The organism is Streptomyces sp. NPDC016309 (assembly GCF_043077235.1).
Taxonomy (GTDB): domain Bacteria; phylum Actinomycetota; class Actinomycetes; order Streptomycetales; family Streptomycetaceae; genus Streptomyces.
This window is the reverse complement of record NZ_JBIBSG010000007.1, coordinates 79129-105403: the sequence shown is the minus strand read 5'-3', so window position 1 is coordinate 105403 and position 26275 is coordinate 79129. Positions and strand designations below refer to the sequence as shown.

Annotated in this window: 24 protein-coding genes; 12 read left to right on the top strand and 12 right to left on the bottom strand. The window is 75.4% G+C overall.

Annotated features, from left to right (window positions below; all coding sequences use genetic code 11):
* Positions 1-9: 9 nt before the first annotated feature.
* The 4 genes from ACF068_RS19070 to ACF068_RS19055 form a co-directional block, all read right to left on the bottom strand.
* On the bottom strand, positions 10-474 hold the full coding sequence (locus ACF068_RS19070) for a hypothetical protein (RefSeq protein WP_392275414.1): 465 nt from the start codon (positions 472-474) through the stop codon (positions 10-12).
* 363 nt (positions 475-837) lie between these two features.
* The gene (locus ACF068_RS19065; protein ID WP_392275413.1) at positions 838-1116 is read right to left on the bottom strand and encodes a hypothetical protein; all 279 of its coding nucleotides are present in this window, start codon (positions 1114-1116) and stop codon (positions 838-840) included.
* Between the two features lie 299 nt (positions 1117-1415).
* Complete coding sequence (locus ACF068_RS19060) at positions 1416-2129, bottom strand: hypothetical protein (RefSeq protein WP_392275412.1); 714 nt, start codon at positions 2127-2129, stop codon at positions 1416-1418.
* Positions 2130-2400: 271 nt separating this feature from the next.
* A complete protein-coding gene (locus ACF068_RS19055; RefSeq protein WP_392275411.1) occupies positions 2401-2640 on the bottom strand; it encodes a chaplin in 240 nt (79 codons plus the stop codon).
* A 453-nt stretch (positions 2641-3093) separates the two neighbouring features.
* Between ACF068_RS19055 and ACF068_RS19050 the strand changes: the two genes are divergently transcribed.
* Genes ACF068_RS19050 through ACF068_RS19015 form a run of 8 tightly spaced genes read left to right on the top strand, consistent with a single transcriptional unit; the run spans position 3094 to position 12538 of the window.
* On the top strand, positions 3094-4251 hold the full coding sequence (locus ACF068_RS19050; RefSeq protein WP_392275410.1) for a glycosyltransferase: 1158 nt from the start codon (positions 3094-3096) through the stop codon (positions 4249-4251).
* Entirely contained in the window at positions 4248-5666 is a 1419-nt protein-coding gene (locus tag ACF068_RS19045) for a sugar transferase (RefSeq protein WP_392275409.1), read from the top strand. The genes ACF068_RS19050 and ACF068_RS19045 overlap by 4 nt, the downstream gene beginning before the upstream one ends.
* Positions 5666-7165: an O-antigen ligase family protein gene (locus ACF068_RS19040; RefSeq protein WP_392275408.1), complete on the top strand. Its 1500-nt coding sequence runs from the start codon at positions 5666-5668 to the stop codon at positions 7163-7165. The genes ACF068_RS19045 and ACF068_RS19040 overlap by 1 nt, the downstream gene beginning before the upstream one ends.
* Positions 7158-8840 carry a lipid II flippase MurJ gene (locus tag ACF068_RS19035; RefSeq protein WP_392275407.1) on the top strand — a complete coding sequence of 561 codons (1683 nt, stop codon included), beginning with the start codon at positions 7158-7160 and terminating at the stop codon, positions 8838-8840. The genes ACF068_RS19040 and ACF068_RS19035 overlap by 8 nt, the downstream gene beginning before the upstream one ends.
* Positions 8837-9580, top strand: coding sequence for a polysaccharide deacetylase family protein (locus ACF068_RS19030; protein WP_392275406.1), 744 nt, complete (start codon positions 8837-8839; stop codon positions 9578-9580). The genes ACF068_RS19035 and ACF068_RS19030 overlap by 4 nt, the downstream gene beginning before the upstream one ends.
* 5 nt (positions 9581-9585) lie before the next feature.
* Positions 9586-10767: a glycosyltransferase gene (locus ACF068_RS19025; RefSeq protein WP_392275696.1), complete on the top strand. Its 1182-nt coding sequence runs from the start codon at positions 9586-9588 to the stop codon at positions 10765-10767.
* The gene (locus tag ACF068_RS19020; protein ID WP_392275405.1) at positions 10764-11432 is read left to right on the top strand and encodes a lipopolysaccharide biosynthesis protein; all 669 of its coding nucleotides are present in this window, start codon (positions 10764-10766) and stop codon (positions 11430-11432) included. Before ACF068_RS19025 ends, ACF068_RS19020 begins: the two co-directional genes overlap by 4 nt.
* Positions 11429-12538: a GNAT family N-acetyltransferase gene (locus tag ACF068_RS19015; protein WP_392275404.1), complete on the top strand. Its 1110-nt coding sequence runs from the start codon at positions 11429-11431 to the stop codon at positions 12536-12538. Before ACF068_RS19020 ends, ACF068_RS19015 begins: the two co-directional genes overlap by 4 nt.
* A gap of 19 nt (positions 12539-12557) precedes the next feature.
* Here ACF068_RS19015 and ACF068_RS19010 read toward each other — a convergent pair whose 3' ends face one another.
* From ACF068_RS19010 to ACF068_RS18995, 4 genes are all read right to left on the bottom strand, one after another.
* Positions 12558-13922 (bottom strand): glycoside hydrolase family 26 protein, encoded by a 1365-nt coding sequence (locus ACF068_RS19010; RefSeq protein ID WP_392275403.1) that lies wholly within the window; start codon positions 13920-13922, stop codon positions 12558-12560.
* A 243-nt stretch (positions 13923-14165) separates the two neighbouring features.
* Positions 14166-14399: a chaplin gene (locus tag ACF068_RS19005; RefSeq protein ID WP_392275402.1), complete on the bottom strand. Its 234-nt coding sequence runs from the start codon at positions 14397-14399 to the stop codon at positions 14166-14168.
* A gap of 448 nt (positions 14400-14847) precedes the next feature.
* Entirely contained in the window at positions 14848-16200 is a 1353-nt protein-coding gene (locus ACF068_RS19000; protein WP_392275401.1) for a cytochrome P450, read from the bottom strand.
* Positions 16201-16275: 75 nt separating this feature from the next.
* Positions 16276-16644 (bottom strand): DUF6479 family protein, encoded by a 369-nt coding sequence (locus ACF068_RS18995; RefSeq protein WP_392275400.1) that lies wholly within the window; start codon positions 16642-16644, stop codon positions 16276-16278.
* Positions 16645-16845: 201 nt separating this feature from the next.
* On the opposite strand from ACF068_RS18995, the gene ACF068_RS18990 reads away from it, so the two are divergent.
* Entirely contained in the window at positions 16846-17238 is a 393-nt protein-coding gene (locus tag ACF068_RS18990) for a rodlin (RefSeq protein ID WP_392275399.1), read from the top strand.
* A gap of 158 nt (positions 17239-17396) precedes the next feature.
* Positions 17397-17789: a rodlin gene (locus ACF068_RS18985; RefSeq protein ID WP_392275398.1), complete on the top strand. Its 393-nt coding sequence runs from the start codon at positions 17397-17399 to the stop codon at positions 17787-17789.
* A 104-nt stretch (positions 17790-17893) separates the two neighbouring features.
* On the opposite strand, the gene ACF068_RS18980 is transcribed toward ACF068_RS18985, so the two are convergent.
* Complete coding sequence (locus tag ACF068_RS18980) at positions 17894-19588, bottom strand: bifunctional 3'-5' exonuclease/DNA polymerase (RefSeq protein ID WP_392275397.1); 1695 nt, start codon at positions 19586-19588, stop codon at positions 17894-17896.
* Between the two features lie 46 nt (positions 19589-19634).
* Entirely contained in the window at positions 19635-20897 is a 1263-nt protein-coding gene (locus tag ACF068_RS18975) for a LuxR C-terminal-related transcriptional regulator (RefSeq protein WP_392275396.1), read from the bottom strand.
* A gap of 141 nt (positions 20898-21038) precedes the next feature.
* On the opposite strand from ACF068_RS18975, the gene ACF068_RS18970 reads away from it, so the two are divergent.
* Positions 21039-21953: an NADP-dependent oxidoreductase gene (locus ACF068_RS18970; RefSeq protein ID WP_392275395.1), complete on the top strand. Its 915-nt coding sequence runs from the start codon at positions 21039-21041 to the stop codon at positions 21951-21953.
* A gap of 154 nt (positions 21954-22107) precedes the next feature.
* Here ACF068_RS18970 and ACF068_RS18965 read toward each other — a convergent pair whose 3' ends face one another.
* Both ACF068_RS18965 and ACF068_RS18960 read right to left on the bottom strand, forming a co-directional pair.
* A complete protein-coding gene (locus ACF068_RS18965; protein ID WP_392275394.1) occupies positions 22108-24195 on the bottom strand; it encodes an FtsX-like permease family protein in 2088 nt (695 codons plus the stop codon).
* The gene (locus ACF068_RS18960; protein WP_392275393.1) at positions 24189-24932 is read right to left on the bottom strand and encodes an ABC transporter ATP-binding protein; all 744 of its coding nucleotides are present in this window, start codon (positions 24930-24932) and stop codon (positions 24189-24191) included. Before ACF068_RS18960 ends, ACF068_RS18965 begins: the two co-directional genes overlap by 7 nt.
* Positions 24933-25059: 127 nt before the next feature.
* Between ACF068_RS18960 and ACF068_RS18955 the strand changes: the two genes are divergently transcribed.
* Positions 25060-26229 (top strand): DUF2786 domain-containing protein, encoded by a 1170-nt coding sequence (locus ACF068_RS18955; RefSeq protein WP_392275392.1) that lies wholly within the window; start codon positions 25060-25062, stop codon positions 26227-26229.
* The last annotated feature ends 46 nt before the right edge of the window (positions 26230-26275 follow it).

The following is a 26275-nucleotide window of genomic DNA, read 5'->3' as shown; positions in this document are numbered from 1 at the left end:
GGCCGGGGGTCAGACCTGCGGCTGTGCCAGACCCAGCGTCGAGTCGAACGCGCCCGAGACGGCCGGCGGCAGGAAGCCCACCGGGGGCAGCTCGGCGCCCGGCATGCCGAGGGACTCGGCGCGCGGCAGCGTGAGCGGGGAGCCGAGGATCGCGCCCGGCGTGGTCGCCCGGAGCGTCGAGGCGGGCGCGGCGACCAGCGCCTGACCCGTCGGCTCACCCTCCACGGCCTCCGGCAGCGGGGCGCTGACCAGCGTCTCCGGCACGCCCGCCGTGAACGGGAGCTGCGGCAGCGTCAGCGGCTGGACCCGGCCCTCGCCGCGCTCGGTCAGCCCCATGGGCGCCCCCGGCAGGGGGATCGGGACGCCGGTACGCAGGGTGGGCGTGTCCGTCGGGAGGACGGTGCCCAGGCCGTGCAGGGGCACGTCCACCGGCGCGACCGGTACGGTGGCGGCCGCCGCCGCGGGCGACGCCATGGCCGCCGATGCGAGGCACGTGACGACAATCCCCATGCCGGCCTGAGATTTCAGGTTCATTGCTGCGTACGCCTTCCCGGGCTTGTGAGTACGGTGGTGCTGCCCAAAAGAACGAGCACGCGCCGAAAAACGCGTCAGAATTCGCCTGGTTGCAGCAGTGCGGCCGTACCGGTGTTGACGTCCGGAACGCCGAACGCCGAACGCCGAACGCCGAACGCCGAACGCCAACGCCGAACGCCGAACGCCGAAAAGCCGAAAGGCCGACGGAAACGTCGTTTCCCGTCGGCCCCGGCAGCGTCGTACACGCGGTACCGCTTTCCCGGCGCACGGCCGGGGGCACCACCAGGGGTGGTGCCGGGTGGGTTACTTGCCCAGGGGCAGGCCGCCGAGGAGCGGCTTGGCGGCGTCCTTGGCGGGCGCCAGACCGCCGGCGGTGTCCTGCACCTTGTCCACGGCCTTGCCGTCGGTCACCTTGCCCACCGCGTCGCTCGGGACGGCCTCGGTCAGTCCGCGCTTGCCCAGGGCTTCGACTCCTCCGTTGAGGCTGGACGGGGTGAGGCTCTCGGCGGCGAAGGCCGGCGTCGCCGCGGCCAGAGCCATCACGGAACCGGCGACGACCGCAGCAACCTTGGTGGGCTTCATTGGGTGAGTCCTTCCTGGGACTGGCGTCTGTTCGCTGCAACTCGCGCTCGGCACAAGCACGTTGGGATCACCTGTGCGGCGCTCTGTCCTCTGTAACGAGCCCTCCGCGCGGGGGAAACTCCGTCAGCCGGGAATTCTCGGCACTGCACCCGATCGATACGCACCAGTCCTATCTTCCGATGAACATGCCGGGGGCGTGCCGGAGACGGGCCGGCGGCCGTGTCGGCCCGGCGGGGAACCGGGGCGGCACGGCCGTCGGGAGGTGGGGCGGGGCGTCCTCTGGAGCCGGTCGCGTGCGGCTAGCGGGCGGCGGCCGGAAGCGTGGCGGCCGGAAGCGTGGCGGCGGGCAGCGTGGTGGCGGGGAGGGTGTTCGTCCCCGTCGTCGGCGCGCTCTTGGCGACGTCCCGCATGATGGCGTCCATCAGGGCCTGGGTGGCCGTCTGGACCTGGGACGCGGAGGTGACCGCCTGACCCTTCATGGCGGCCGCGACCAGGTTGTCGATCGCCTTGTCCATGGCGTCCATGGCCTTGTCCACGTCCGCGTCCGCTCCGTCCGGGGAGTCGGCCCCGTCCAGCGCGTCCAGGTCGCCCGCCGCGTCCGGGGTGACGTCGTCGACCGGCGTCCGGGGGGCGGTGGAGCCGGTGTTCGTGCCGCTGTCCGGGCTCGCCGGGTTCGACGGGTTCACCGTGTTCGCTGTGCTCGTGTTCGTGTTCGTCTTCGACTCGGCCACGGCCTTGCGCAGCGCCTCGATGGCGGTCGTGAGGTCCTTCATCTGCTGGTTCATCTCGGAGGAGGGCATCGCCTGGGTGCTGCCGGTGCCCGTGACGGTGCCGAGGACGGAGTCGAGCACGCCGCCGATCGAACCGAGGATGTCGCCGATGTCCGCCGGCGTCCTGGCCTGCTGCGCGGCGGCTCGGGGAGTGGAATGGGCGAGTGCGGGTCCCGCCGTACCGAGCGTGAGCGCGGCGCAGAGTGCGGTGACCGCCACACGGCGGGGTGTCAGGAGACGCATGCCTTGTCCTTCCAGTGACGCGTCGGGAACGTGACATCACCGTGAGTCCGGGCGGTGCGGCCCGCAAACGCATGCGTGCCAACCGAGAAGGGGCCCGACGGGTGAACGGCACCCTCTGACCTGGGCGAAAAGGACCCGCCGTGCCGCCCCCCGCCCCTGGCCGCGCGCCGCCGATGGAGTGGCACGGCTTTCCCCGCACAGCAGAGAAGTGCGCCACCCCCGGAGGGTGACGCACTTCCGAAGTGCCCGGCTGCCGGTGCGGTCCGCCGTGTCAGTCGTTGACGCAGACGTTGCCGAAGGTCGGGTTCAGCAGACCGATGATGTCGATGGTGTTGCCGCACAGGTTGATCGGGACGTGGATCGGCGCCTGGACCACGTTGCCGGAGATGACGCCGGGGGACTTCACGGCCGCGGCGTCCGCGTCGGCGTCGGCGTGCGCGACGCCGGTGGCGCCGGCGACGGACGCGGCGACGGCGGAGGTCAGGACGGCTGCCTTCGCGATACGGGACATGGTGAGGAACTCCTAGGTTGGTGAGGCACGGCGGCCGACGTGGCCGGCTACACCAACAACGCCGCAGGATTTCGGCGGTTGCGGGACCGAATGGGTGAAGCGGCCGGCCGCGGCCCGCGCGCGACACGCCGCACCGTCAACGCGGGGTGAAAATCGGGAAGTTGCTCCGGCGGTGTTTCGCGTGCTTCTGGTCGTGTTTGTTGAGTTATAACGTACGTCTCGCTGGACGCGGTCCCACTCGTCAAAGCGGAGAACCAGTATGGGGAATTCAGAGGTTCTTGCAGTGCGGCCGCGCCCGAATACCGCGCGCCACTGACATTCGCCGAGCGCCGGAAATCGCCGTATCCGTCGATCCCGCCGAACCAGCCGACTGATCCGATTCCGTCGACACCCTCACCGCCGCCCGCTTCGCAGAAAGCTGCGGAGAAGTCGTAGAAGGAGAAAGGGTCACGCGTGCGTTCCCCACTCACCGCATTGCATGTTGTCCAGCCGGGTGACGGCGGGGTGGCCCGCGTGGTCACCGACGTGGTCGGTGCGCAGGTGGACCTGGGAATGCGGGTCGCCGTCGCCTGTCCGCCCGGCACGCCGCTGGCGGTGGCGGCGGCCGCGCGGGGCGCCGAGGTCCACCCCTGGCGGGCCGGCCGCGAGCCGGGCCCCCGGCTGGTGGCCGAGAGCCGCCGGATCACCGAGCTCGTCGACCTGGTACGCCCCGACCTGGTGCACGCGCACAGCGCGAAGGCCGGCCTGGCCGCCCGGATCGCCGTGCGCGGCCGGGTGCCCACCGTCTACCAGCCGCACGCCTGGTCGTTCGAGGCGGTCGACGGGCTGACCGGCGCGCTCGCCAGGCGCTGGGAACGCTGGGCCGCCCGCTGGACCGACCGGGTCATCTGTGTCAGCGAGGCCGAACGGCGGCGCGGCGAGCAGGCGGGCGTACGGGCCCCCTGGACCGTCGTCCACAACGGTGTGGACGCCCAGCGCTTCACCGCCGGACCCGGCCGCGCCGCCGCCCGCACCGGCCTCGGACTGCCCGCCACCGCACCACTCGTGGTGTGCGTGGGGCGCCTGTGCCGCCAGAAGGGCCAGGACACCCTCCTGGAGGCCTGGTACGCCGTCCTCGACCGCGTCCCGCACGCCCGGCTCGTCCTGGTCGGCGACGGCCCCGACGCCGACGCCCTCCGCGCCACCGCCCGGCACGGCGGGCTGGAGCGCGCGGTCACCTTCGCGGGCGCCGTCACCGACCCGGCGCCCTGGTACCGGGCCGCCGACCTGGTGGTCCAGCCGTCCCGCTGGGAAGGCATGGCCCTCGCGCCCCTGGAGGCCATGGCGGCCGCCCGCCCCGTCCTCCTCACCGACGTGGACGGCGCCCGCGAGAGCCTGCCGCCCGGTCACGAGACGCACTGCCTGGTACGCCCCGGCGACCCGGCCGCCCTCGGCACCGCCCTCGGCGCGCTGCTCCGGCGGCCGGTCCTCCGTGAAGCCCTGGGCCGTCAGGCCCAGCGGTACGTACAGCGGCGGTTCGACGTGCGGCGCGCGGGCGCTGCCATCGCGGACGTGTACCGCGAGGTGACCGCCGCGCCGCGCCACGAGCTCAGGGAGCCGATCCCCCAGTGACCACGGAAAGCACCAGTCCGGCCGGCACCACCGTCGTACCACCGCGCGGGCGGGCCGGCCTCGCGGACCGGGTGGCCCTGCCGCCGCGCCGCCCCGTCCCCGCGCCGCCCTTCGTCGCCTCCCTGGTCGCCGCCGACTGCGCCGCCGTCCTGCTCGCCGCGCTGCTCCTCGGCCCCCACCAGCGCAGCGCCGCCCTGCTGATGCAGCTCACCGCGTGCCTGGCCGCCCTCGACGCGTACGCCGGCCTCTACCGGCCCGGCGTCGTCGCCTCCGTACTCGACGAACTGCCCGCCCTCGCCGGACGGGCGGCGACCGCCTGGTGCGCGGCCGCCGCGCTGCTCGCCGCGCAGTCCCCGCAGCGCGCCCTCGGCCCGGCGACCCTGGGCGCCGCGTACGCCGTCCACCTGGCCTTCGTGTGCGCCTGCCGCGCCGTCCTGCACCACCGGCGGCGCGCCACCGCCCGCGCGCACCCCGGCTCCGCGCTGGTCGTCGGCCCCGTCGACGCGGCGCAGCGGCTGGCCGCCACGCTCACCAGGCACCCCGAGTACGGCATCCGGCCGGTCGGCGTCGTCGCCACCCACCGGCCGCCCGCCACCGCCGGCTCGGCGCTGCCGGTGCTGACCACCCCCGAGGAGATCCACCGGGCCGTCATCCAGAACAGCGTCCGCGACGCGGTGTTCACCGGCACCGCGCCACCCGACCTGGTCGCCCTGCTGAGCCACTACGGCTGCGTCGGCCGCCTGGTGGCGGAGGGCGACGGCGGCACCGGGCCCACACCGATGGGCCAGCACCTGTGGGGCCACGCCTGCCGGCGCCTGGACCCGCCGGCCGCCCACCGCGGCCGGCTGCCCAAACGGCTCCTCGATGTCACGGTCGCCGGGCTCATGCTCACCGCCCTCTCCCCGCTCCTGCTGCTGTGCGCGGCCGCGATCCGGCTGTCGGACGGCCCCGGCGTGGTCTTCCGGCAGGAACGTGTCGGCCAGGACGGCCGGCTGTTCACGCTGCTGAAGTTCCGCACGCTGCGCCCCGCCGACGACGAGGAGGCCGCCACCCGGTGGAGCGTCGCCCACGACGAGCGGATGAGCGCCGTCGGGACGTTCCTGCGCCGCACCTCGCTCGACGAGCTGCCGCAGCTCTGGAACGTGCTGCGCGGCGACATGAGCCTCGTCGGGCCGCGCCCGGAACGCCCCTACTTCGTCGCCAAGTTCAGCCGCGTCCACCCCGGTTACGCCGCGCGGCACCGGATGCCCGTCGGGCTGACCGGGCTCGCGCAGGTCCACGGGCTGCGGGGTGACACCTCCATCGAGGACCGGTGCCGCTTCGACAACCACTACATCGACCACTGGTCGCTCTGGCAGGACGTCTGCATCCTGCTGCGCACCGCCGCCTCGCTGATCCGGCCGGCGGGAAGCTGATGCCGGTCCGCAGGTGGGCGCCGCTGGCGCCGTTGCTCGCCGTCGTCGTGCTGCTCGCCGTCCCGCCGCCGCCCGGCGCCACCGGCACGGGCACCCCGGCGGACGCGGCCTCCGCCGTCCTGGTCGCCTTCTGCGCCGTACGGGCGGTCCGCGACCGGGCGCGGCCGCTGACCCCGACGGCCGCCGCCGTCCTGGGCCTGCCGGTGCTGGGCATCTGCGCCGCGGCCGTGGCGTCCCACGACCCGGCGGCGAGCCTCCCGGGCGTCGCCCGGTACCTCCAGGTCTTCGTCCTCGTCCCGGCGGCCGTGGTGCTGCTGGTGCGCGACCGGCGGGACTTCGCCGTCGTCACCTGGGCGGTGATCGGCCTCGCCCTCGCCCAGGGCGGGCTGGGCGTCGTGCAGTACCTGACCGGCACGGGCGCCTCGTACATGGGCGAGGACGTCCGGGCCGTGGGCACCTTCGGGCCGACCGACGTGATGGGCATGGCGACGGTCGTCTCGTACGGGATCGTCGCGGCCGCCGGGATCGCGCTCGGCGCGCCGGGCCGCCGGGCCAGGGCGGCGGCCCTGCTCTGCGGCGGGCTGCTGACCGTCCCGCTGGTCGTGTCGTTCAGCCGGGGCGCCTGGATCGCGACGGTGGCGACGTGCGCGCTGCTGCTGGTGCTGAGCGGGCTCCGGCGGGCCGCGCGCGTGGGCCTCGCGGCCGGCGCGCTGGGCGTGGTCCTGGTGGCCGGGCTGGGCGTCGGCTCGCAGATGGTCCAGGAACGGGTCGCCAGCATCTCCCGGGTCACGGCCGCCCCCGACCGGTCGGTCACCGACCGGTACACCATGTGGGCCGCGGCCGCCGGGATGTGGCGCGCCGAACCGCTCACCGGCGTCGGGCTGAAGGGCTTCCCCCAGTACCGGGACGGCCACGCCTCCCTGGCCCTGTCGTCCGGCAGCGACACCGCGGGCGCCGGGCAGGGCTTCCAGCGCCAGCCCCTGCTGTCGCCGCACAACATGTACCTGCTGGTCCTGGGCGAGCAGGGCCTCCTCGGCCTGCTGACCGTCGCGGGCGGCTGGCTCGCCCTGCTGGCGTGCGCCCTCCGCCGCCTGTGGGACACCCGCGGGAACGGTCCGGAGTGCGGCCCCGTCGCGGTGGGCCTGCTGGTCTGGCAGCTCGTCGACTTCGCGTACGCCGACATCGGCGGCCCCGCGACGGTGCTCACGGCCCTCGTGCTGGGCCTGGCCGCCTGGTGGTCCTTCGCCCCGGCGGCGACCACGGCCCCCGCCCGGACCGTCCACCCGCAGGGCGGCCCGCCCCCGGCCCCCGCCGGGGACTCCGCCGCGCCCGGGCCGGCCACCCGCCGGTCCGGCGGCACCGTCCCCGCGACCGCCACCGCTCCCGGGGCCGTCGCCGGAAGGGGCACCGCCCAGGGGACCGCCGCCCCCGGGACGGCCACCGCCCCTGCCGCTCCGTCCGGGGCCGGCATCCGCGCGGCGGGGGTGCCGCGTGGGTGAGGGGGCCCGGGGGACCGGGGTGGCCGCGCGGCCGGGGGCGGAGGCGGAGGCACCGGGATGGGCGCCGTCCGGCCGCTTCCTCGCCCGGGCGGCCGCGCTCACGGCCGCGCTGACGGCGCTCGGCGCCCTGCTGGGGCTGTTCCGCGACCAGTTGCTCGCCCGCACGTTCGGCGCGGGCACCGCCACCGACGCGTTCCTCGTCGCCTGGACCGTCCCGGAGTTCGCGGCCACCCTGCTGATCGAGGACGGCATGGCCCTCGTCCTCGTGCCCGCCTTCGCCGCCGCGCTCGCCCGCCGCGCGGACCCCGCCCCGCCCGGCCCCGGCCCCCGTCCCGACCCCGTGCACGCGCTCGTCGGGGCCACCCTCCCGCAGGTCGCCCTCGGCACGGGTGCGGCAGCCGGACTGCTCGCGCTCACCGCCCCGTGGCTCGTCGGCCTGCTCGCCCCCGGCCTGCCGGAGCGGCAACTGGCCATCGACTGCACCCGGCTGACCGCCACCTGCCTGCTCACCTTCGCCCTCGCCGGGTACCTCAGCGCGGCGCTGCGCGCGCACGGGCGGTTCCTCCCGCCGGCCGCGATCTACACCGCGTACAACACGGGCATCATCGCGGCGGTCGTCCTCCTCGGCCCCGACGGGTGGAGTGTCCGCGCGGCGGCGGCCGGTGTCGCGGCGGGCGGCGTGCTGATGGTCCTCGTCCAGGCCCCCTCCCTCTGGCACGTCCTCTCCCGCCCCCGGCACGGCCCCGCCGGTCGTGCCCGTACCGACGGCCCGGCGGGCACACCGGCGGACGGCCCGGCGGGCGGGATCGTGGGGCGGCCGGTGCTGGCCGCGGTGGCGCCGGTGGTGGTGTTCGCGGTGAGCCGTCAGTCGCAGGTCCTGGTCGAGCGGTTCCTCGCCGCGCCGCTGCCCGCCGGGGCGATCTCGCACCTCAACTACGCGCAGAAGGTCGCCCAACTGCCGATGGTCCTCTCGCTGATGCTGTGCACGGTCAGCTTCCCGGTGGTCGCGCGGGCGCTCGCGGCGGGCGACGCCCGGGCGGCCGGGCGGCGGGCCGAGCGCGACCTGCTGCTCGCCGGGGTGATCGTCCTGGTCGGTGCCGCGACCGTCGTCGCCGCCGCCCCCGCCCTCGTGCACCTGCTCTTCCAGCGCGGCGCGTTCGACGCGGCGGACACCGCCGCCACGGCCACCGTCATGCGCGTCTACGCCCTCGGGCTCCTCGGTCAGACACTCGTCGGCGCCCTGGTGCGCTGCTACTTCTCGGCCGCCCGCCCCCTGTGGTACCCGGCCGCCGCCATGCTCGCCGGCATCGCCGTGACCGCCGCCGCCGGCCGGGCGTGGGCGGGCCCCTGGGGCGCCCCGGGCATCGCGGCCGCCAACGCCCTGGGCATCACGCTCACCGCCGCCCTGCTGCTGCTCGGCCTGCGCCGCCGGCACATCCCCCTCGACGCCCGGCGCCTGACCGGCGGACTGGCCCGGCTCACCGCCGCCGCGGCCGTCGGCACCGCCGCCGGATGGTGGTGCGCGACCGGCCCGGCGCTGCTCGCGGTCACCGCGGCGGCGGCCGCCACCACCGCCGCGTTCACCGCCACCGCGTGCGCGCTGCGCGCCCCGGTGGTCCCCGCCCTCCTCCGTTCCGCGAACCCTTTCCACCGGCTTGCGAAGGCCCGCTCATGAACCAGCAGAGAATCCCCCTGTGGGTGGCGATGTACCACTCCGTCGACGACACCACGGACGACGACCCCTACCAGGTCACCGTCTCCCCCGCCCGCCTCGACGAGCAGCTCCGCTGGCTGCGCGACCACGGCCTGCGCGGCGTCGGCCTGCGGCAACTGCTGCTGTACGCGGCCCGCCACGGCGACACCCGCGGCCTGGTCGGCCTCACCTTCGACGACGGGTACGCCGATTTCCTCGACAACGCCGTCCCCGTCCTGCGCCGCCACGAGTGCACGGCCACCGTCTTCGTCCTCCCCGGCCGCCTCGGCGACACCAACGACTGGGACGCCCTCGGCCCGCGCAAACCGCTGCTCACCGAGGACGGCGTCCGCCGCTGCGCCGCCGCCGGCATGGAGGTCGCCTCGCACGGGCTGCTGCACATCTCCCTGCCCGGCGCCCCCGACGACGTCCTGGCCCAGGAGACGGCCGGCAGCCGTGAACGGCTCCGCACGCTCACCGGCACCGCCCCCGACGGCTTCTGCTACCCGTACGGGCACGTCGACGAGCGCACGGTCCGCGCCGCCCGCGCGGCGGGCTACACCTACGCCGCCGCCATCGACCCCGGCCCGCTGAGCGGGGTGTTCGCCCTGCCCCGGGTGCACATCGGGCAGCGCGACACCGCCTGGCGGCTGCACGCCAAGCGCCGGCTGCACCGGGCGCGGCGCGCCCCGGTGGCGGTCGCCCCGGTACCCGCGTCATGAGCGCCCTGAACGTCCTGCACATCATCACCGGACTCGGCATCGGCGGCGCCGAGCAGCAACTGCGCCTGCTGCTGCCGCACATGGACCGCGTCCGCAGCAGCGTCGTCACCCTCACCAACCCCGGTCCCGTCGCCGACGCCCTGCGGGCCGACGGCTTCCCCGTCACCCACCTGGGCATGCGCGGCAACCGCGACCTGTCCGCCTTGCCCCGTCTCACCCGCCTCGTCCGGCACGGCGGTTTCGACGTCGTCCACACCCACCTGTACCGGGCGTGTCTGTACGGCCGGCTCGCCGCCCGGCTCGCCGGCGTGCGGACGGTCGTCGCCACCGAGCACTCCCTGGGCGCCGCGCAGATCGAGGGCCGGCGCCTGAGCGCCGGGGCACGCGCGCTGTACCTGGCCGGGGAACGGCTCGGCACCTCGACGGTCGCCGTGTCCGGCACGGTCGCCCGGCGCCTGGTCGCGTGGGGGGTGCACCCGGCCCGGATCCGGGTCGTGCCGAACGGCGTCGACGTGCGGCGCTTCGCGTACGACCCGGCCGCCCGGGACACGGCCCGCCGGCGGCTGGGCCTCGCACCCGGCGCGTACGTCGTCGGCGGGGTCGGGCGGCTGGTGGCGGGCAAGCGGTTCGACACGCTGGTCCGCGCGGTGGCCGCGCTGCCCGGTGACACCCGGCTCCTGCTGGTCGGGGACGGCGAGCAGCGGGAACCGCTGGAGCGGACCGCCCGCGCGTGCGGGGCGGCGGACCGGGTGGTGTGGGCGGGCGCGGTCGACCACGGCCTGCCGGAACTGCTGTCGGCCATGGACGTGTTCGTGTCGACGTCCCCCGACGAGGCCTTCGGGCTCGCGATCGTCGAGGCGCTGGCGGCCGGACTGCCCGTCCGGTACGTGGCCTGCCCCGCCCTCGACGACCTGCCGCCCTCCGAGGCGCCCGGAGCGCGCCGCATCGGCGGGACGGTCGACGAGGTGACCGCCGCCCTGGAGACGGTCCCGCGCGAACGGCTGCCCGTGCCCCCGGCCGTCCACCGCTACGACATCGCCCGCAGCGCCCGGCTGCTGACGTCCCTCTACCGGGACCTGCACGACGGCCTGCACGACGGATTCCACGACGGGCTTCACCACGGCCTCCACCCCGGCCTGCGGGAAGGCCCGCACCACGGCCCTTACGACGGAGCGAGTTGTCGATGACCACGACCCAGTCCCTTGCCGTACGCCGCGCGATCGGCTGGCTCACCCGCCTCAGGCGCACCCGCCGCCGATGGCTCGTCCCGGCCGCCGCGCTGCTGGGCGTCCTCGCCGGTGGCGCGTACGGCCTGCTCACGACCCCCGAGTACGCGGCGACCAGCTACGTCATCGTCGTCCCGTCCGCGAAGTCCGACCCGGCCGGCGCGATGGGCCTGGCGCAGGCGTACGGACGGGTCGCCACCGACATCGCGGTGGTCGGCGACGCCCAGGTCGCCGCCGGGGTGCCGGCCGAGACGCTGCGAGCGGGCGTGCAGACCGCGACCTCGCCCGACGCCCCGATGATCGCCATCACGGCCCGGGCCCCCGAGGCGGCCACCGCCGCGGGCATGGCCGACAGCGTGGCCAGGGCCCTCGTCGAGAAGGGCTCCCACACCGAGCGCAGCACCGGTGTGAAGGTCCTCCAGTTCACCCGGGCCGTCACGCCCGCCGACCCGGTCTCGCCGTCGGTGCCGCTGTCCCTGCTCGTGGGCGGCTGCGCCGGCGGGCTGCTCGGCGGGCTCGCCCTGCTGGTGCGGCCCCGCCCCGCCCGGCGCGGCGAGCGGTACGGGTACGGGGGCCGCCCGGGGTCCGTGCCGGGGCCCGTCGCCCAGCAGGAGGCGCTGGTATGACCCGGCCCGGTACCTGGGAGGTCACCGTCTGCCGGGACGACGGGGAGTTCGGCCGGCTCGCCGGGGAGTGGGCGGCCCTGTACCGGCAGTGCGCCACGGCCACCCCCTTCCAGTCGCACTCCTGGCTGCACTCCTGGTGGGTGTCGTACGGCACCCCCGGATGCCTGCGGGTCGTCCTGGTGCGCCGGGACGGCCGGCTCGTCGCGGCGGCCCCCCTGCGGCGGGTGCGCGGACCGCTGCCGGTGCTGACGCACCTGGGCGGCGCGATCACCGACTACTCCGACGTGCTCGTCGACGACGCCCACGCCGACGGGGCGGTGCCCGTCCTGACCGCGGCGCTCGGCCGGCTGGCCCGTACCGCCGTGATCGACCTCCGGGAGGTACGGGCGGAGGCCGCGGCCCAGCGGGTGTACGCGCTCTGGCGCGGCCCGCGCCACCGCCTGCCCGACTCGGTCTGCATGGAGCTGCCCGCCGCCCCCATCGACGAGCTCGTCGGCCGGCTGCCGTCCTCCCGCGCCCAGCGGGCCCGCTCGAAGCTGCGCAAGCTCGACCGGCTCGGCATCGAGGAGCACGTCGTGCCGGCCGCCGAGGTCCCCGGCGCCCTCCGGCGGCTGCTGGACCTCCACCAGCGCCAGTGGGCGGACCGCGGGGTGACGCCGGAGCATCTCAGGCCCCGGTTCGCCGAGCACCTCCAGCGGGCGGTGCGGTCGATGGTGGAGTCGGGCGACGCGATGGTGACCGAGTTCCGCATGGCCGGGGACGTCGTCGCCGCCGACCTCACCCTGATGTCGCCGCTGCTGTCCGGCGGCTATCTGTACGGGGCGGACCCGCTGCTGCGCGACAGCAAGGTGGACGTGGCGACCCTGCTGCTGCGCAACGGCGCCCGGGAGAGCAGCGCCAGCGGCCGCGCCAGGCTCAGCCTGTTGCGCGGCCGCGAACCGTACAAGAGCCACTGGCGTCCCGAACCGGCCGTCAACCAGCGCCTGCTGCTGGCCCGGCGCCGCACGGCGGTGCCGCTGCTGCTGCTGGCCGGCTGTGCGGCCGGCCGCCGCTGGGCGGCGGACCGGCTGCGCGACCGCACCTGGGTGCGACGGCTCAGGAAGTGACGGCCCGGACGATGCCGGTTCAGGAGGTGACGTGCCGCCGCCATTCGAACCGTACGCACAGCTTGCGTCCGAGCCACTTCTCGACCCACTCCCCGAGGTCCAGCGGCGTACAGCCCGGCTGCTCGGGCCGCGGCTCCGGTTCGGGCCGCGGCTCGGGCTCGGGCTCCGGCCTCGGTTCCGGTTCCGGGGTGGGTTTCGTCGGGTCGCCCTTGCCGGACAGCTTCGCGCGGAACACCTCCGACGCCTTCGGGTTCTCCTCGCACTGCCAGACGCCGTGCGGGCAGTAGTCCGTGATCGTCTGGTAGAGCGGCCTGTGCCGGTCCATCCACTCCAGCATGCGCCGCATGTACTCGGGGTTGTCGCCGTTGCGGAACAGCCCCCATTCCGGGTACGAGATCGGCTTGCCGTGCTCGGCGGCGAACTCCACGTGGTGACGCAGCCCGTAGGGCTGGTCCACCTGCTCGTCGAACGTCTCGCCCGGGGGCTGGTCGTAGGAGTCCATCCCGATGATGTCGACGACGTCGTCCCCCGGGTAGCACTCGGTCCACGGCACGGCGTCCCGGCCCCGGTTGGGTGCGAAGTCGAACCGGAACCGCTGGCCCGGTACCGCGCGCATGGCGGTGACGATCCGCTTCCAGTACGCCTTCCAGGCCTCCGGGTCGGGGCCGCAGCGGTGCGAGTACGTGATGCCGTTCATCTCCCAGCCGAGCACCAGGACGGTGTCCGGCACCCCGAGGCCCACCAGGCGCTCGCCGAGCGCCCGGAAGTGCCGGTCGAACCGCCCGTCGGCGCCCAGCCGCAGCAACTGGCCGACCACCGGGTCCGGCAGGTGGCTCTCGTTGCGCTCCAGCATGGGCACGTTGAGGACGAACAGCCGGTCCTTGCCGGCCTTGCGCCACTCGGCCCAGTGCTCCAGGAATCCGGGGCGCCCCTCGATGTTGGTCCACACGTCGCCGGGCAGGTAGGTGTGCCCGACCCGCAGCTCCGTGCCGCCGAGCCACTTGCTCAGCCCCGCCATCCGGTGGATGCCGCGCGGCCCGTAGTCCAGGTACGCCCCCACGGCGGTCGCCGCCGCGGTCGCCGCCGCGGTCCCCGTGCCCGGTCCCGTGCCCGGTCCCGGCTCCGCGCGCTCCAGCCCCGACGCGGGTGCCGGGCCGGAACCGGCGTCCCTGCCGGGCCCGGTGCCGGCGCCGGTGGCCGGGGCCGCCCCCGTACCCGAAGCCGTCTCCGCCCCCTCCGTCCCCGCGCCGGCGTCCCGGTCGCCGTCCGGGCCCGGGCCCCGGTCGCCGGCGCGCGGTGCCGCGGGCGGCGCGGCGGCGAGGCCGGCCGGGGCGGACACGACGGAACCGGCCATCAGCAGACCGAGGAGACCGGCGGTGATCACCCCCCGCCGTACACCTTTCGTCTTCGCTCTCCGGTGACCCATTGTCCGCTCCTTCGCCAGGCGCCAGGATTTCGCCAGCCACTCGGAGCGAAAATATTGTTAATGGGCCGATCGGGATCGCGGTCCGGGCCCGTACTAGGCCGTTGGGGGAGGCGATCGCCCGCTTGGGGTATTCGGGCATGGAAAAGCCGGTCCCGGAGCGCTCCGGGACCGGCTGTCACACGGCCGAGGTCTGACGCTGCGTCACTTGTTGATGCAGACGTTCCCGAAGGCCGGGTTCAGCAGCGCGGCGATGTTGATGGAGTTGCCGCATACGTTGATCGGCACGTGCACCGGGACCTGGACGACGTTGCCGGACAGGACGCCCGGGGAGCCGACAGCGGCACCCTCGGCGTCGGCGTCGGCGACGGCAGGCGCGGCCGCACCCAGCGCCATGACGATACCGGCGACGGCTACCGCGGCCTTCTTGCACTTCATAGTTTCGGGTCCTTTCCACAGGAGGAAGTCGTGCCACGGATTTCGTGACGAACGGGCCTCGAAGAGGCCCGGCTTCCACTGCGAAAATCACAACGAATGCGAAAGCGGAAAGACACCACTGCGGCTGCTTTCCGCGCCGATTCACTCGAACCGCCGAGCACCGGTCGGAGGCGAATGGCTCAACGGCTGGGCCACACGGGGCGCGTCACCAACATGTCCCATTCGTGATCGGGTACCCCGGGGAGCGTGCGGCCCAGGGTTCTCCATTCGCGCACCAACGACGAATAGACGGGGACCGTCTCGGTCTCCGTCGCTTGCCTGCTCTGTGGGATGAGGGGCACACGCTGCCATTTACCGGCGCGAGGGGCCATGCCGAACCTTTCCGTTCACAGCAGCCTTGGCGAGGCTCTCGCATCATGTCACAGCGCGTGCCCGCACCCTCACGGTTTCACGGACGGTGGGGCAGAGCCGCGAAGCGGAGGCCGAAGTGGTCGAGGGTGCGGGGCAGCGGCCGGTCGGGGCGCAGCCGGCCGGGCCGTTCGGGGAGGTAGGTGTGGCGTTCCAGAAGGGCCGCCAGCATGGTGGAGGTGGCCAGCAGCACCAGGTCCTCGCCCGGGCACTCGCCGGGGCCGGCGCTGAACGGCAGCAGTGCCTCGGTGTCCTGGGCCGTCCCGTCCAGCCAGATCTCCGGGGTGAAGCGGTCGGAGTACGGCAGCGACTCGTCCCGGTGGAACAGCGGCGTGTAGATGAGGAACTCGGTGCCGGCGGGCAGCGCGTCCTCACCCCAGCCGGTCTCGCGCACCGACTCGCGCAGGATGAACGGGGTGGTCGGCCACAGGCGCACCGACTCCAGCACACAGGCGCGGGTGTACGGCAGCAGGCGCGGTTCGGTGAGGTCGGTGACGGCCAGCTCGTTGCGTAGTTGGGTCTCCTGCCCGGTGTGCGTGGACAGCAGGGCGAGGGCCCGGAAGACCGCGATGCCCGCCGCGTCGAAGGCGAACAGCCAGTGCGGTACCTGGCCGGCCGGGTCGGTGCCGGGCCGGGAGGGCGTGGCGGCGAGGGCGGCGGCGAGACTGCCCGGCTCGGCGCGGTCGAGGTGGCCGCGCAGCCGGCGTTCGAAGCGGGCCCGCAGGGCGGTGCGGCGCGGTGCGGCGCCGGACCAGTTGGCGGCGGAACGCAGCCGGCCGAGCATCGCGGTCAGCGCGGTGTCGTCGCGGCCGCGGTCCCCGAGCACGAGGCGACGGGCGGTGCGGTCCCAGGCGGTGCGGAAGGCCGCCCAGTCGATCTCGCCGTCGCCGGCGGTCGTGGCGCCCAGCAGCTTGCCGGCCTCCTCGCGGACCGTCCGCACCATGCGCGGAGCCAGGCTGTGCATCTGGTGGCCGTACTCCAGTACGGCCTCGTTGAACGCCCGCCGCGTGTCCCGCTCCGCCCCCCGGGAGATCAGCACCCCATGCGGCTGGAACTGCTCCAGCGAGGCGCGCTTCTCGCGCGTCGAGGGGGAGTACGGGTCCGGGGTGCCGTCCAGGATCCGGGCGGCGTCACCGGCCCCGAGGACGACGGCGAAGTGACGTCCGGCGACGTCCAGCCGGAGCGGTCCGGGTCCGTAAGCGCCGCGCAGCTCGGTCAGCAGGCCGGTGGCGCGCCGGTCGACGGCGTACCGCTCGGCGAGGGCCATTCCGGCGCGGCGCCGGGCGATGACGCCGGCCGCGAGGGTCGGTGCGAGGACGTGCGCGGCCACCCGGGCGGTGTCGCGCGCGGACGCCCGGGCGGGGGTGTGCGTGGCCGTGTCCGTACTGGTCATGGCCCCCGGGTGCCCAGGGGTCCCGGGGGCGAAACGGCAGGCGGGAGCGGTGCCGGGCCCCCATGCGAGGCCCCGTCAGCCGCCCGTGGTCGGCCCGCCGCTGCCGAAGCCGCCGCTGGGCGCACCACCCCACTTGTGGTCCTTCTCGCTGCGCGGGGAGGCGTCGGGATCGGTGTTCTGGTGCCTCAGCTCGTACGGCATCACCCGGTCCTCGCGCTCGTCCAGCTCGGCGGGCCGGCGGTGCCCCTCCGCCTCGCCCGGGATCCCGGCGTCCAGCGGGCGGTGCGGCTGCTCGGCGCGCGTGGGGGGTTCGGGCTCCCGGTTGCGGATGCGCCGCCCGAGCCAGAAGGCGCCGATGAGGAATCCGACGAGGAGGATGCCGGCCACCAGCGGACCAATGCCGACGACATGGTCCCTAACGGCGAATTCCGTGGTGAACGTCATGAGAGAGTCCATATGGGGCGTGTACCCCGACGCGCGTCGATCAGACCTCACCACGGGCACGGACAAGCCCATCATCAGCTCATCGATTCATCCGTCTTTAGGTGATTGATCTCTTCGGGTGACCTGGCGCAACTTAAACGGTGCCGTGCTGTTGATCAGGGCGACCCCGAGCACCGGGTCTCTCGACGAGAAGGATGGACCATGATCAAGAAGGTTCTGGCCACCGCCGGCGTCGCCGCGGCCGTCCTTGGCGCTTCCGCGCCGATGGCCGCCGCCGTGGGCGACCGCGGAATCGACACGCAGAACGGCAACTTCGCCACCCAGTCGTACGGCAACACGACCACCGGTGGCTACATGAGCCCGCAGATCGGTCTGATCCAGGGCTCGCTCAACAAGCCCTGCATCGGTCTGCCGGTCCAGGCCGACGTCCAGAACATCGTGGCCCTGGTCAACGTCGGTGTTCAGGACATCCTCCAGGACACCCAGAACCAGCAGTGCGCCGAGAACTCCACCGCGGTCAAGGGCGACAGCGCCCTGTCGCACCTGCTGGAGGACGTCCTCTCCGAGAACGTCTCGGCCGCCGTCCAGGACTGACGCGAGGCCACCGTCCCGCACGGCCGCGACGGCCGTGCGGGCGGGCACCGCGTGGTGCCCGGCACCACGCACAACGGGCTGACGCCCGCCCCCCACGCGCCCGACGCCGGGCGCTGGCACGACCCGAGCACCGGGTCTCTCGACGAATGGGATGAACCATGATCAAGAAGGTTCTGGCTACCGCCGGCGTCGCTGCGGCCGTGCTCGGCGCGTCGGCGCCGATGGCCTCGGCCGTGGGCGACCGCGGGATCGACACGCAGAACGGCAACTTCTCGCGACAGATCTACGGCAACACGGTCACGGGTGGCCACCAGAGCCCCCAGGTGGGTCTCGTCCAGGGCACGCTGAACAAGCCCTGTGTGGGTGTGCCGGTCCAGGCCGATGTCCAGAACATCGTGGCCCTGGTCAACGTCGGTGTTCAGGACATCCTCCAGGACACCCAGAACCAGACCTGCACGGAGAACTCCACGGCGGTCAAGGGCGACAGTGCCCTGTCGCACATCCTCGAGGACGTCATCTCCGAGAACGCGGCCGTCGCGGTCCAGGACTGACGCGCTCCGCGTAGCCACCACCTGGGCGGGCCCCGCATCCGGCACCACGGATGCGGGGCCCGCCCTCGTGCGCCCCGCCCTCGTGCGCCCCGCCCGGGACGTCGTCACTTCGCGTCGGAGTAGCGCTCCACCACGGCCGTCGTGAAGGGGAACCGCACCGGGGTCTCCCCGAAGGCGATCCGGCCCGCCGTGTCCCCGGCCGCCCGGATCGCCTCGGCGACCGCCGGGGCCTCGGCGGCGGGGCAGTGCACGATCACCTCGTCGTGCTGGAAGAAGACCAGCTCCGCCCGCAGCCCCGCCAGCGCCTGCCGCAGCGCCGCCAGCATCAGCAGCGCCCAGTCGGCGGCGCTGCCCTGCACCACGAAGTTCCGCGTGAACCGGCCCCGGGCACGGGCGTTCACCGACGCGTACCCCGGGGTGAACTCGCCGTCCGACAGCGGCTCTTCGGCACCCTCCTGCGGAATGCCGGCCTCGTCCGCCTCCGCCGCGCCCGCCGCGCGCGGGCTGGTACGGCCCAGCCAGGTGCGCACCAGCCGGCCCTCCTCGCCCGCCTTCGCCGCGTCGTCCACGTACGCCACCGCCCGGGGGAACCGCCGGCGCAGCGCCGCCAGGTTCTTCAGGCCGTCCCCACTGGTCTGCCCGTAGATCGCGCCCAGCAGGGCGATCTTCGCGTGGTCCCGGTCACCGGAGAACGCCCGGTCCGACAGGCGCGTGTACAGGTCGTCCGGGTGGCCCGCCACCTCCATCAGCCCCGGGTCCCGGGAGATCGCCGCCAGCACCCGCGGCTCCATCTGGTCCGCGTCCGCGACGACCAGCCGCCAGCCCTCGTCGGCGACGACCGCCCGGCGGATCACCTTCGGGATCTGGAGGGCGCCGCCGCCATTGGTCGTCCAGCGCCCGCTGACCGTGCCCCCCGGCAGGTACTCCGGCCGGAAGCGCCCGTCGCGCACCCAGTCCTGGAGCCAGCTCCAGCCGTGCGCCGTCCAGATCCGGTACAGCTTCTTGTACGCGATCAGCGGCTCGACCGCCGGATGGCCGATCTTCGCCAGCTCCCAGCGGCGCGTCGACCGCACCGTGATCCCCGCCCCGGCGAACGCCTTCACCACGTCCGCCGGCAGGTCGGGGCGCACCCGGCGCCCGAACGCCGCCGACACCTGGTCCGCCAGCTCCGCCAGCCGGCGCGGCTCGCCCCCGCCCGCGTACCGCTCGCCCAGCAGCTCGCGCAGCACCTCCCGGTGGACGTCCGCCCGCCACGGCAGCCCCGCCCGGTGCATCTCGGCGGCCACCAGCATCCCGGCCGACTCGGCCGCCGTCAGCAGCCGCATCCGCCCCGGGTGCTCGGCGGCCGCGTGTCTTCGCTGCTGGTCCTCATACACCTCCAGCAGGTCCTCCAGGGAGAGGTCCCACGAGGGCTGCGGATCGAACAGGGACGACTGCGCCCCCGCGCCCGGCTCGGCCGCCCGGGGCGGCGGATCGGCCGGTACGGGACGGTCGTGCAGCCGCGCCCAGGCGGCCGCCGCCGAGCGGGGCTCGCCCAGCCGCCCCTCGTGCCCCAGCAGCAACTGCTCGGCGTCCTCGATGTCGTAACACCGCTCGACCCGGACACCGGCCGCCAGGAGCCGGGGGTACACCGCGCCGGTGGACCGCCACACCCACCGGCCCACTCCCGGCCGCGACCGCACCGCCTCGACCAGGTCCGGCTCGGTCAGCACCGGCCCCGCGGGCAGCCCGTCCGGACCGAGGGGGACGAGCCGCGCCCCGCCGTCCTCGGTGCCGTCCACCGCCCAGCGTTCGTTCACGCATGCGAGTCTGGCACCCGGCACCGACAATCGGCGGGACCGCCGGTCACGCGGCGGCGTGGAAGAGCGCGGCCGCCTCGCCCCGCGAACCGACGCCCAGCTTGTTCAGGATGTTCGCCACGTGGAACTTCACCGTGGACTCGCTGATGTGCAGCTCCTGCGCGATCACCCGGTTGCGGTGCCCGAGCGCCAGGTGGGTCAGCACCTCCAGCTCCCGCTCGCCCAGCGCGGTCAGCGGGTGCGGGGCCGGGTCCGGGGCGGCACGCAGCGGGACCGTCGCCGTGACGGTCGTGCCCCAGCCCGGGACGGCGTCCACGTCCAGGCGCCCGTCCAGGACGTCCAGCCGTTCGCGGACCCTGCCCGGGCTCAGGGTGCACTGCGACAGCGCCCCCGGGCCGTCGTCCCGCACGGACGCCCGCAGCTCGTCGTCGGTGACCTGCCAGCCGACGTGCACCCGGGTCACCGTCTCCTGCTCCAGCACCTTCATCAGCACCGCCCGCACCACCGCGCGGGCCGTGTGCGCCACGTCCGCCGCCAGCGGCCGGGTCGACCCCGGCGCGCCCAGCTCCAGGTGGACCGGGCTGTAGCGGACGAGGGGGCGCAAGGAGTCGGCCAGCCGCGCGAACGCCTGGTCGGCCGGCTCCTCCGCGATCTCCTGGTCCCGTTCCGCCAGCGCCCGCAGCTCCACCAGCGCGGACACCGCCAGATCCGTGGCGCCGGCACGGGCGGCCGCGTCGTCCAGGTGGCGGCTGCGCAGCACGCCCAGCAGCCCGGTCAGCGTTGCCGAATGGGCCTCCCCCAGCTCGGCGATGACCCGGGCGCGGGTCCCTGCGGCGGTACGGGAGCGGGCCAGCGCGCCCGGCACGGCCTCGGCGGCCAGCCGCTCGAAGTGGCTGGTCACCAGGTCCCACAGCGCCTGGACCAGGGCGACGGCCGCCTCGTCCGGCGCGGTGTCCACGTCCTCGTCGCGGAACAGCACGAGCAGCGCGCCCCGGGGCGTGGCGTCGCTGCGGACCGCGAGCACCGGGTGCTCGGCCCCCGCGACGGCCAGGGTGCCCTGCCAGGGCCGGCCCGCCACCCCGGAGGCGAGCAGCGGGGCCAGGTCGGCGGTGGTGAGACGGCCGGTGACGCTCCCGTCGCCGTACGACTTGAAGGGCGAGTGCGCGCAGTGCGTGGACAGTTCGGCGGCGGCGCGGTGGGGGACCGTGCCGGCCAGGACGGCGGACAGCCGGGGCAGGATCTCGCCGAGCGGCTGCCGGACGACGTCGTAGGCGGCGGTGAGCGCCGTCAGGGCGGTCATGGTCTCCATGCGCCCCAGCCTAGGGACCCGTCCGGGACCGGGCGCCGTCCTTTCGGACAGGTGGAACCGGTCCTTGGGCGGGGCGGCCCAGCCTCCATCCCGGCGGAGGCTGGAGCTCGTCAACGACACCACCACGAGGGGGAGTACGACATGCGGGCGATCATCTACGACCGGTTCGGCGGACCGGAGGTCCTGGCGCTGCGCGAGACCGCGAAGCCCGAGCCCGGCACCGGCGAGGTGCGGGTGCGGGTGGTGGCGGCCGGGGTCAACCCGCTGGACCACAAGCGCCGTTACGGCCGGGTGGAGCAGTTCTACCCGACGACGTTCCCGGCCGTACCGGGCCTGGAGTTCGCGGGCGTCGTGGACGCGCTCGGCGAGGGCGCCACCGGATTCGCCGTGGGCGACGAGGTGTTCGGGTGGACGGCGACCGGAGCGTACGCCGAGTACGCGATCGCCGGGGACATCGCCCACAAGCCGGAGGCCCTGTCCTTCGAGGAGGCCGCCGCCCTGCCGGTGGCCGCGGAGACCGCGCGGCGCGTCCTCCGGCTGCTCGCGCCGGAGGCCGGCGAGACCCTGCTGCTGCACGGCGCGGCCGGCGCGGTCGGGCAGGCCGCCGTGCAACTGGCGGTGCCACTCGGCGTGCGGGTGATCGGCACGGCGTCCCCGGCCAACCACGACTTCCTGCGGTCCCTCGGGGCGGTTCCCGTGGCGTACGGGGAGGGCCTCGCCGACCGCGTACGGACACTGGCGCCCGGGGGCGTCGACGCGGTGTTCGACGCCGCGGGGCACGACACCCTGCCGGTGTCGATCGAGCTGCGGGGCGGGACGACCGACCGGATCGTCACCATCGCGGCGACGGACGCGGCCGAGCACGGGGTGCCCTTCAGCGGCGGCGGCACCCCGCCGGAGACCGTCCGGGCGTGGCTCGCCGACTTCGGCCGATCGGCGGTCGAGGGCGGGCTGCGGGTGCCGGTCGTGGAGACGTTCGCCCTGGCGGACGCGGCGAAGGCGCAGGAGATGAGCGAGGCGGGGCACGCTCCGGGCAAGCTGGTCATCCGCGTCTGACCCCCACCGGGCCGCGGTCGGCGTCCGGCTGCCGTCCCGCCCGCGCCTGGCCGCACCGGTGACGCGCACCGCCCCGGGGGGCACGGGAAGGGCGCCGCCCCGGATCCGTTGTGCCCACCCTCCCCCGAGCTCTCGGCTGCGCTCGGGAACAGGGTCAGGGGGTTCTGCGGGGGGTGGTGAGAAGCGCGGCGGTGAGGGCCACCAGGGCGCAGGCGGACACGGTGGCGGCCAGGGCGGGCCAGGGGACCCTGAGGGTGACCGGGGCGGAGAGCGAAGCCAGGGCCGCGCCGAGCCCGGCGAGGTTGACCGCCGCCACCGCCGCGCCGAGCACCGCGCCGATCCCGACGGCGAGCAGCGTCTCGCCCGCGACGACCGCCAGGACCTGGGGGCGGGTCAGGCCGGCCGGCCGCAGCGAGCGCAGCTCCCGGCCCCGTACCGACGTGGCCATCACCAGCGTGTTGGCGAGGGCGATCAGGGCGAGGAGCAGGGCGATTCCCAGGACCAGGAAGAGCCCGAGCCGGGTCTGCGGCCCGGTGCGCGGGGCGGCCCAGGCCCCGACGGTGGCGACCGTGCCGCCGGTGGCGCGCAGCACGGCGGGGTCGGTACCGGCGGGGAGCCGCGCGTCGAGGCGGTCGACCGCCGCCCCGGGGGCGTTGGCGGCGGTGACGTACGGGCCGTTGCCGCCAGTCCCGGTCGCGAGCACGGCCGCGACGCGCAGCGTGACCGGCCGGCCGTCGCCCAGCCACAGGTCCATGCGGTCGCCGACCGCCCGCGTTCCGGACTCGCCGTGGGCGATCTCCTCGTTGATGACGACGGACCCGTCGTCGAGGTCCCCGAGATCGCCCGCGACGACCGGCAGCCGGGCCAGGGCGGCGAAGGCGGCCGGGTCGGTGACGGCCCGGGCCTCGTACCGGACGACGGCCGTGCCGCCGTCCCGGACGAACACGCCGGTCGACGCGCTGGGGGAGAGGGTGGCGCCCGGTACGCGGACCGGGCGGAGGTCCCGGCCCGTGACCACGTGGTCCGCCGCCGTGTGACGCCGCAGCTCGGCCGCCCCGGCGGCGGTCACCGACGCGGCGGAGCCGAGCAGGGTCCCGGCGAGCGCGACCATGACCAGCACGGGCGCGGCGACGGCGGCGGTGCGGCGGACGGCGGCGGACGTGTTCTCCCGTACGAGCATGCCCAGGGCGCCGGGCAGCGGCAGGGCCCGGGCCAGTGGCGGCACGATCAGGGGGGCGAGCAGCGCGACGCCCGTGATCAGCAGCATGGGCCGGGTCGTGTACGACTTCCGCTTCAACAGGTCCGACGGGTCGGCGTACAGGGACCGGGCGAGCAGCCAGGCGCCGGTGAGCAGCAGCGCGATCCCGAGCAGGCGGCGGCCGAGGGGCAGGACGCCGCTGTCGACGTCGGCCTCCCGCAGGGCCTCGGCCGGGCGGGTGCGCCCGGCCCGGCGGGCGGCCGCCCAGGCGCCGGTGACGGCGACGGCCAGGCCCGTCCAGAAGGCGGCGTGGAGGGGCCAGGCGGTGTCCCGGATCGTGAACCAGCCGGGGGCGAGGCCGCCCCGGACCAGGGCACGGGCCAGTACGGGCGCGCCCCACGCCCCGAGGGCACAGCCCGTCGCGGAGGCGGCCGCCCCGACGAGGGCCGCCTCGGTGAGCAGCGCCCGGCGCACCTGGCCGGGGGTGGCGCCCGCCGCCCGCAGCAGCCCGAACTCGCGCCGGCGCAGCGCCACCGCGAACGCGAACGTCGAGGCGACGACGAACACGGACACGAAAGCGGTGACCCCGCCGGCCGTGCCCAGCAGGGCGTTGACGGTGACCAGAGCCTCGGCGTCCCGCTCCGGCCCGGGGTCGGCCTGCCGCCGGTCGTCGCCGGTCAGGACCCTGCCGCGGTCGCCCACGACCCGGCGGACGGCTCCGGGGTCGGCGGTCACGCCGACGGCGTCGTACCGCCCGTCGGTGGTCACCGGGCCGAGGGCCCGCAGCTCGGCCAGCAGCCGGGCGTCCACAGGGTGTGGAAGGAATAGCTCGTGCGTGACGCGCCCGACGGTCAGCGTGTCCGTGCCGATCACCACCACCGGGGAGGCGGCGAACCTCTCGGGCGCCCGCTCCGGCGGGTCGAACGTCGACGCCAGGCCCAGGCCCATGACGGTCAGCAGCCCGGCGCCGAGCGTCAGCGTGACGAAGGTCCCCACGAAGGAGGCCCAGCGGGCGCGCAACCCGCCGATCGCGAGGCTCAGCACGCGGCACGCTCCAGGGGCGAGCGCGACCCGAGTCCGGCCGTCCGGCCCGCGACCGCCTCGGCGGTGGGCGCCGTCAGTTCCCCGTGCACCCGCCCGTCGACCAGGAAGACCACGCGGTCCGCGTACGAGGCGGCCACCGGGTCGTGGGTGACCATGACGACCGTCCGGCCGTCGCGGTCCACCACCTCCCGCAGCATCCGCAGCACCTCGTGGCCCGTCGTGGTGTCCAGCGCCCCGGTCGGCTCGTCCCCGAAGAGCACCGCGGGCCGGGTGACCAGCGCCCGCGCGATCGCCACCCGCTGCTGCTGCCCGCCGGACAGCTCGCCGGGCCGGTGCCGCGCCCGCTCGGCGAGGCCGACGCGGGCCAGCGCCGCCCGCACCTCGCCCCGCGCCGGCCGCCGTCCGGCCAGCCGCAGCGGAAGGGCGACGTTCTGCGCGGCGGTGAGCGACGGGACCAGGTTGAACGCCTGGAACACGAAACCGATCCGGTCGCGCCGCAGCAGCGTGAGCCGCCGCTCGCTCAGCCCGCCCAGGTCGGTCCCGCCGACCTCCACGCGCCCGCCCGTCGGCCGGTCGAGCCCGGCCGCGCACTGGAGCAGTGTCGACTTGCCGGAGCCGGACGGGCCCATGACGGCGGTGAAGGACCCGGTGGGGAAGGTCAGGTCGACCCCGTCGAGCGCGGTGACGTCGCGGTGGACGCGGCGAAGGGCGGTGAGCCGTACGGCGGTTGTGGTCATGGATCGATCGAACCGCCCCGGGCGCCGCGAAGCACGACCACCAGCGGGTGTCCTGGAGGTGGGGCGGGCCCTACCCCCTGCGACCATGGAGGCCGGGAACGGCGCGTACGGGCGAGGAGACACGGTCATGGCAGCGGGGCACACGGGGGCGTCCAGTGTGGAGCGGGCGTTCGCGGCCGCGCTGTACGCGGGGGACGACACGGCCCTCGACACCGGCGCCTCGCTGCTGGCCGCCGACCCGGACGCGGACGCGGAACTGTCACGGCGGGGCGAGGAGTTCGTACGCCGGGCGTGGCAGCGGGGCTGGCAGCCGGCCGACGTCGTCCGGCTGGTGCGCCGGGACCTGGAGGAACACCACGTCCGGCTGGTGGCCGGGCTGATCACGGCCGAGGTCCGGACGTACGCGTGGCTGCCGCCCCGCTGGGCCGCGCAGCTCGCCGAGCTGCCGGAGGGCGACTGGCGCGCGGACCGCTTCTCGTACGCCACGGCGGTGCTGGAGCTGTACCGGCTGCTCGCCCGCCTCCCCGCGATCGAGCCGGTCGGTCCGGCGCCGGGCGGCTCCCCGCTGCACACCGCCCCGGCGCACGGCGAGCCGCGCATGCTGGCCCGGATCCGGGCGCTGCTCGCGAAGGCGGAGGCGACCGGGTACCCGGAGGAGGCGGAGGCGCTGACCGCGAAGGCCCAGGAGCTGATGGCCCGCCACAGCCTGGACGAGGCGGCGCTCGCGGCGCGCACGCACAGCGCGGAGGAGCCGCTGGCGGTACGGATCGGCGTCGACGCGCCCTACGAGACGGCCAAGGCGATCCTGCTGGACGCGGTGGCGTCGGCCAACCGCTGCCGGGCGGTGTGGAACGAGGCGTTCGGCTTCTCGACCGTCGTCGGCTTCGAGCCGGACCTGGAGGTGGTCGAGCTGTTGTACACCTCGCTGCTGGTCCAGGGGACGGGCGCGATGACGGCGGCGGAGGCGGAGCAGCGCAAGGGGGGACGGAAGCGTACGAAGACGTTCCGCCAGTCGTTCCTGCTGGCGTACGCCCACCGGCTGGGCGACCGGCTCGCTTCCACCTCGCGGCGGGTCACCGCCGAGGAGCCGACGCTGCTGCCGGTCCTGGCGGCCCGGGACGTGGCGGTCACGGCCCGGGCGGACCGGATGTTCCCCGAGACGACGACGACCCGCGTGCGGGGCGCGACCGACGAGGCGGGCTGGCAGCACGGCACCGAGGCGGCCGACCGGGCGCGGACCGACCACGGCGGGGCGCCGCGCGGAGGGCGCGGACGGCTCCCGGGCGGCGGGCACTAGGGGGTGTCTCGCCGGTCGTGCCGGGCGCCGGACGCCGCTCGCCGAT